Source organism: uncultured Paraglaciecola sp. (genome assembly GCF_913058035.1).
GTDB lineage: Bacteria > Pseudomonadota > Gammaproteobacteria > Enterobacterales > Alteromonadaceae > Paraglaciecola.
On record NZ_CAJXPA010000190.1, the window covers coordinates 1 to 7,549 of the forward strand.

Genomic DNA, 7,549 nt, shown 5'->3' on the forward strand with positions numbered 1-7,549 from the left:
TGTCTATAGATAAACTGAGTTAAGCCTACTAGCTGGGTGATTGTTAGGCAGACTATTACTATCCTTCTATAATTCTTGTTATTAATCAATCGCAAGGGGGCAAGGTAACAAACAATTAACAATAATGAGGTTATGGTAAACCAGTATCGTTCTGCCCCTCCAATAGTCATCACAGAAATTAAAATAGCAGCAGGAAAAATGCTAAGGATCAAGGGCATTAATATTTTAAACTGAGTAAGTATCAAAGCCAAAATCGCTACACTTAATATCAATGCCAGCATATTTCCAGCGGGTAGGTTAACAATATCGGCTAAAAACAAACCAGGGATAATGTGATTTGGAACATGATAAATAGCATGCCAAAGAATGTTCTGTTGGGCTGTAGTCAGGATTTCAGAAATAGTTTTATAATCACTCATTGGGTCTTCAATGACCTTTTTTGTGATCATTTGAATTTGATTGACACCGTCTAGCCCTAAGTTGCTTTTGTCTATGTCAATATTTGACATCATCCACAACACAAAGGGCACACAAAAACAAATCGTAAATGTTAGTCCCTGTTTAATCGATGATAGCGAAAACAACCCTCGACGCCATAAATAAGGCAAAGGAGCTAAGAGTAACCCTACAATTGAGCCCTTCAACAACATGCCAAGACCAACAATCAAACCAACGCCTCCCAATTTTAGTAAATTGGTACTAGATGCTTGAAAACTTCGATCTATCAGTAATAAGGACAGCATTACCCAAGTAAAGACTGGTATTTCAGCCATGGCTATGCGACTGAAATGCCAAAAGTAGGGGTTAAGTGCTAGGAGTGTAACGACCCAATTTGCCATCTTTTCATCGTCAATTAATTTTATTAGATAAAGGCGAGTCATCGCTAGCCCTAGAAGTGCTAGAAAAATTATTGTGTATTTAACATACCAAAAATTAATTGTCTCTCCACTCAATGCAACCGCTGGAGCAAGTAAAAGTGCCATTCCCGGCGGCCAAAGTGTATGGGGAATAAATTCATTGTCGTTTAGAGACCGAGTATAACCTCTCCCTTCGATTAAGTTTTTACTCAACGCAATGTAGCTTTCTGAATCATGACTGTTATAAACAGTGAAATCTGGACGTGTATTAGGGAAAGCTAGGTAGGCGGTACAAACAATTAACAACAGCCAACGACTTAAAACAATAGATTTCATAATCTTCTCAATATTTTAGTTGATCTGTTTCGTAAAATTGATTGGGTACAATTATCTACTTAACTCTGACGTTCTTCATATAGATTAGTGAGCCGTTTGACCATGACAGATACATCAAATAGTCGACTAAATCTTTTCTGACTAGCCGCGCCATACTGATTGAGAAGCACCTTATCATTTACTAGTTTTAAGATAGCTTGAGAAAACTCAATGGCATCGTCATTCGTGGTGACTATGCCATTTTCACCATCTGCTATCACTTCTTTGTTACCGCCAGCATCTGTTACCACGCATGGTTTACTTAACGACATAGCTTCTAATAAAGTCATCGAAGTACCTTCACTCAAAGACGATAACAAAAAAATATCCATTAAGGCCAAATAATGCTGCGGCTGAGGATCATAGCCTGGCATAAGTACGTTTTTTTCGAGGCCCAAAGTTTGTATGTGTTTGTTAATTTTTTCTCGTTCTTCCCCATCACCTACTATGACTAATAATGCATCGGGGTGAGCTTTTAAGACCAGTAAAAAAGCATCGAGCATCATTTTATGGTTTTTAATGGGGTCAAGTCTGGCGATTGTGCCAAGTACTAGACTATTGTCAGGGATTTTCAGTTTTTGTTTGAGTTCTAATGTTTTAACTGGATCAACGTTAAGAGGCTGGATACCATTATAGATCACCTCAATACGCTCTTTTGGCAAGTTTTCAAAGTCGACTAAGGCCTGTTTGGTTGCTTGTGAAATGGCTGTAATATGTTTGGTTATTCGAGCTAACCAAGGGTTAATTAGTTTGCGCTTCCAATTACTTGAATCAGGATAGAATCGTCCATGCTCTGTAAAAATAACGTTGGTTTTGGTGCCAAAGGCAGCCAAAACACTGTAAACCCAGGGGGAATATTGGTGACAATGCAGCAGATCTATATTGTTAACTTTAAGATGCTTACGAATCGCGAATATTAATGATATATCAAAGCCGGGTTTGCGCGCTGTGGCTGTAATAGCTAAACCCGCATTTTGCATTTCAATACCCCAGGGACCAATAGGGGTCTCGATACAAAATATCGACATATCAAAAAGGTCCGAATCTGAGCCTTCAATCAGGTTTTTAATCACCATTTCGGTACCGCCTATGCGCATGTCATAGGTAAGGTGAAGTATTGACGTCTTACTCATCTGCTGCACTTATGGTCTTTAGCCAGACTTTAGGCATGTGCATATTTTACCCACCACATTTCAAACATTAACATACTCCACAACAGTGCACTGTGGTCGGCGTTACCATTTTGATGTTCTTTCCAAAGCGTCACCACTTGGTCGTGGTTGAAAATACCTTTAAGGCCTTGGGCTTGTTCTATTAAATAGCGTTGGGCTAGCTCTTTAATTTCATGTCTGAACCAGCTTGCCAAAGGAACAGAAAAGCCCATTTTTTTCCGATATAATATGTCATCGGGTAACATAGGCTTAAAGGCTTCTTTTAGAATATGCTTTTTTTCGCCGTTTTTAAATTTCATTTCTGAAGGCACAGTCGCAGAAAACTCTACCACGTCTTTGTCGAGTAACGGCGCTCTAACCTCTAATGAATTGGCCATGCTCATACGGTCTACTTTAACCAATATACCGCCTGGTAAATACGTTTTCATATCGGTGTAGAGTATTTTGGCTAGATGATCTGGGCCGTCTGACTTTTCATAAGCGTCGATAGTAATTTTAGATGGGTGATAGTCACCTAGCTTTTCTTTAATGTCTTGTTGAGCCAACTTTTGCCACTGTCTGTCATCTATCTGTGAGTTAGTAGTATAAAAGCCCATTGCTGGTTCTTGACTTAAACTGGTAAGCAGCGATTTACCTTTGCGAAAAACAGTAGCATTACTGTTAGATAATAAGTCTGCGAACTTTGGAAAAACGTATTTGCGTATAAATTTAGGAAATTTATTGCGTAAACGATTCTCTGTTGCGTCTTTTGTGTATTTTTCATAACCGGCAAATACTTCATCGCCACCATCACCAGCAATGGCCACTGTGACTTGTTGGCGAGCTAATTCGGATACAAAAAAAGTAGGGACCAATGAAGGATCAGCGAAGGGTTCGTCAAAATAGGCGACAATTTTTTCTAAATTATCAGCAACATTTTGATGGACCGTAAATTCGTGGTGATCAGTTTGATATTGATTCGCTACTTCTTTGGCAAATTCAGTTTCGTTGAATTTTTTTTCGTCGAAACCAATTGAACAGGTGGTAACAGGTGTTTTACTGTTAGTGGCCATCATGGCTACCACACCACTGGAGTCGACACCTCCACTTAGAAATGCGCCTAGTGGTACGTCACTCACCATACGCTGTTTGGTGCAGTGTGTAGCCAGGTCTCGGAGTTTCTGTGTTAAAACTACTTCACTTTCATCGCTGGTATTTTTAAAGGATACATCCCAATACTGCTGAATATTAACACCCGATGCATCGATGGTCATATAGTGAGCGGGTGGGAGTTTATGAATGTGGGTAAAAATGCTTTTAGGGTCGGGGATATATTGGTAAGCAAAAAAATCGTAAACCGCATCCAAACGAATATCTCTTGGTACATTGGGTAAGGTGAGTAAGGCTTTTATTTCTGAAGCAAAGGCAAACTGGGTTTCAGTTTGCAGATAGTATAAAGGTTTTTTGCCCATACGATCTCTGGCTATCATCAGTTTTTCAGAGGTGGTGTCCCACAAAGCAAAAGCAAACATGCCGTTTAACTTGCTTAACATTTTTTCGCCTTCAGTGGCATAAAGTGCCAAGATAACTTCTGTATCTGTATGGGTTTTAAACGGGTAACCTGCGGCGCTTAACTCGTCTCTTATTGCTTGGAAATTATAGATTTCGCCATTAAATACGATGACGTATTTGCCATCGTGGGAGGTCATAGGTTGGATACCGGCATCTGACAAATCTATAATCGCTAACCTACGATGAGCTAGACCGACATGCTCGTTGATGTGTTCGCCACCCGCATCGGGGCCACGGTGATAAATGCTATCGCCCATTTTTTTCAGCGTGTCTTTATCACCCATATTTCCTGAAAAATGAGTAAAACCAGCAATTCCACACATTACATTAATTCCTGTTTTTAATTAAATATTCAATAATTTATTTTTATGATTAAAGACTTATATGTTTACGAATTTTAGGGCCAAGCATTGTTGTGAGACCAAGTGGTAATCTTGACCATATTTTTTCAACCAAATTCCTAATTGTACTAACATTTCCGTCAGATTTACTGGCATCTAAAGTGTTACTTTGCGCTAAGTTTGACCATGCTAATGGCACTGGTTCAGCTCCCCATTGACGTTTGAACTTGTATGTCCCCTCATCATAGGTAGAGCGACCAAAGTCGAATTCGGTACATCCTAGATCACACACATGCTGTAACAAAGACCAATACAACATCATGTTAGGCGCTAACCTGTTGTAATCGGCAACGGTTGATGCCCAAGGAATGGATGTTTTATCTCCATTGCGCAGCACTATACCCGCTCCCACTGGAATGTCTTCGCTATAAACAACGGATAGAAATATGTTATGAGCATAATGTTCAAATAAAGACTGAAACCATTTTTTGCTATGCACTGGGGAGCCAAGTTTACGCATATTTATTGCAAATATCTGATAGAAGTCATCAATTTGTTTTTGACTATTATCGATACAATAAGTCAGCCCATTTTTTTCAGCTTTACGAATTTGACTGCGTAATTTAGATTTGAATCCAGCCATCAGTGCTGCTGAGTTCTCTGGTAAAACTAAAAGCATTCGTACTTTTCTACCAGCCAAATTTTCACTATCAGATAACTTGTATGAGTCTCGATATTCGAAATTGACGCCGCCGTCGCTGCGAAATTCCTCAAGAGACTTGGTGATTAAAGCTTGCTTTATTGTCTCATTGTCAGCCAAACAAAAACCTAAATCACAAAAAGGTAGGGCACAGTAAAGAGGTTTAGAAAAAGGGCGCTGCATCTTTATGCATGGCATAACCCCGACAACTTTTTGTGACTCATAGGCTATCAGACTAACATTATTGTGATCGTAAGCGCTATTCACAGAATTTACCCAAGCAAAGCTGTGGTAGGGTGAAGCCTGTGGATGACTTTCTACATATTGATCCCAATCAGCAAGCGCATGCTTAGTAGCAGTTGCAATAGTGAAACTAGTTGTTGTTTGCATGTTTATGATTTCAGTTTATCCGCGGCTTCAGAAATGGTGCAAAACTCTACTTCATAGTTTTTTTCTAAGTAACTGACGACTTGCTCTATTGACCCACAGAGATGATTAAACGCGTTACTTTGACCAAGCATATTATTCCTATTTTCCAACAAACTGGAACTATGCATGTACATATGGAGCACTGGGTAGCCCTTATCAATGGCTATGTCGCAAAGATTAATCATGTCTGCAACCGATGACAATTCTGGACATAAATAATTTTTTCTCATTAATCTTGTATGCCAAGCAAATCCATTAAATCGAGTCCAGCTAAGTGGAGGCTGAGTAAATAAATAATGAACTCTATTCCAAAAATCAAAATTTTCTCTGTTGAAGCCAACCGTTACTGGTACCTCAAACATGTTTTGCACAGTTGTCTGCTCAAGTGGTTTATCTAAGGCGGCCCAATAAGGTGTTGGCGGAGAACCAATGCAACTGAAAAACTCATTTTTGTAGTACGGGTAAACACTGGAGTCTACATTGAATCCATTTTGGAACAGTAGATTCATGACTTTCCCATCTATACCCCATCTACCGGATCTGAACGATTTAGGAGTGACATCAAGGGTTTGTTTGATTTTTGATACCAAGGCTTTAACTTTTGCTGCCACTTCTTCCACAGGTAAATTTATTACGTGAGATTGTGCTTCACCGACATCACCAAAGTAAGGAGGGTTACACCACGGATGCATATGTGCACCTATTTCGCAGTTTTGTTGCTGTATTACTCGTTGCATATTTTCAATTGATTGGGCTGTTTCTAGCACCGCATAGTCGACAAAATACGTAGGCCGAATATTGAATGACGATAAGATAGTATGGAAGGCTGGAACTTGAAGAATATTTTGCACATCTCCATGTCTTTGAGGAAAGGGACCAGACCAATCCCACTCTTCCTCAGTATCTATAGATAAAACAAATATTATTGGTTTTTTAGCTTGCTTAGCCTTATTCATGAGTTATGCCCAAACTGCTTGAAAATAGTGATGTATACTCTTGTGCCATTCGATTGGCTGAATAATACTTATACACATATTCTTGAGCATTTTTCGCCACTTTCTGAGCAATATCAGGATTAAACAAAATACTTTCCCAATGCTGCTCTAATGTTTTTTTGTCTCCAAGCTTCGCTAAAAGCCCTGTTTCATTATGCTTAATGATCTGATCAATACCAGGGATATCATAAGCCGCGACTGGGATATTGGCTGCTGCTGCTTCCATTAAACATCTCGGTATCCCTTCTAATGTGGACGTCATCGCAAACAGATCGAAGGATTTTAACAATGTTAATCGGTCGTCTCTAAACCCTAAAAATTCAATTTTATCTCTGCTTGTTAACGTTGCCGCGTAGGCTTCTAATTCTTTGCGTGCGTCTCCGTCACCCAGTAAGACTAAGCGAGTGTTGGGGTGTCTATTATTGATGTTATCGAATACATCTAGTAAGTCGAAAATGTTTTTACGACTGATCATTTGCCCAACAAAACCAATACGTTTTTCTTTTGGCGCTGTTCTTTGGGGCGTTAAAGTCTGTTCAACTTCTGACAAATCTACACCATTTTGGATATACACCGTCTTTGACTGCTTGACACCAATTCTTTTACAGTCTGCTAATAGTTGCTGAGACAAAGGCACCACAAGATCAGCAAATCGCATTGCTTGGCAACCTAACCAAATAAACAAACGTAGCTTGAAATCTTTAGCATTCTCAAAACCATGTGGTGTCACAATACATTTTATACCCGCTTTTTTAGCAGCTAAAACACCAATAATGTCTGACTTGTAACCGTGGGTATGAATAATATCGATTTTATTTTTGTGAATGAGTTTTACTAAATGGCTGATAGCAGCGAAATCAGCTTTATAGTTCATTGATATTTGATGGCAGGGCAATCCTAATTTTTGATATTCCTTTACCAGTTCAAGCTCTCTTTGCGAGGGTTCCATGGTGACAGCTAATTCACATCTGACTTTATCAGTATGCAAGTGTTTCGCTAACGCGAGCACCCAGCGCTCTGCACCATAAAATCCAGTAGGACAAATAAACTGCAGCACATTAATTGTTCTATCCACTAAATCGTTCCTACCCTTATCTGACAGTTATAGTTTTGAAAAGGCCTAAAAAAG

General features: G+C 39.3%; 6 protein-coding genes. All 6 read right to left on the reverse strand.

Going from position 1 to position 7,549, the window contains the following annotated elements; translation table 11 throughout:
* Positions 1-1,193 (reverse strand): hypothetical protein (locus QZ562_RS17915; protein WP_293763219.1); only part of this gene is annotated, 1,193 nt, incomplete at its 3' end.
* A gap of 59 nt (positions 1,194-1,252) precedes the next feature.
* A complete protein-coding gene (locus QZ562_RS17920) occupies positions 1,253-2,365 on the reverse strand; it encodes a glycosyltransferase family 4 protein (protein WP_293763221.1) in 1,113 nt (370 codons plus the stop codon).
* A gap of 29 nt (positions 2,366-2,394) precedes the next feature.
* Complete coding sequence (asnB, locus tag QZ562_RS17925) at positions 2,395-4,278, reverse strand: asparagine synthase (glutamine-hydrolyzing) (protein ID WP_293763223.1); 1,884 nt, start codon at positions 4,276-4,278, stop codon at positions 2,395-2,397.
* 49 nt (positions 4,279-4,327) lie between these two features.
* Positions 4,328-5,386: a GNAT family N-acetyltransferase gene (locus QZ562_RS17930; protein ID WP_293763225.1), complete on the reverse strand. Its 1,059-nt coding sequence runs from the start codon at positions 5,384-5,386 to the stop codon at positions 4,328-4,330.
* Positions 5,387-5,388: 2 nt separating this feature from the next.
* The gene (locus QZ562_RS17935; RefSeq protein WP_293763229.1) at positions 5,389-6,381 is read right to left on the reverse strand and encodes a polysaccharide deacetylase family protein; all 993 of its coding nucleotides are present in this window, start codon (positions 6,379-6,381) and stop codon (positions 5,389-5,391) included.
* Positions 6,374-7,495: a glycosyltransferase gene (locus QZ562_RS17940; protein WP_293763231.1), complete on the reverse strand. Its 1,122-nt coding sequence runs from the start codon at positions 7,493-7,495 to the stop codon at positions 6,374-6,376. The genes QZ562_RS17935 and QZ562_RS17940 overlap by 8 nt, the downstream gene beginning before the upstream one ends.
* Positions 7,496-7,549: the final 54 nt, after the last annotated feature.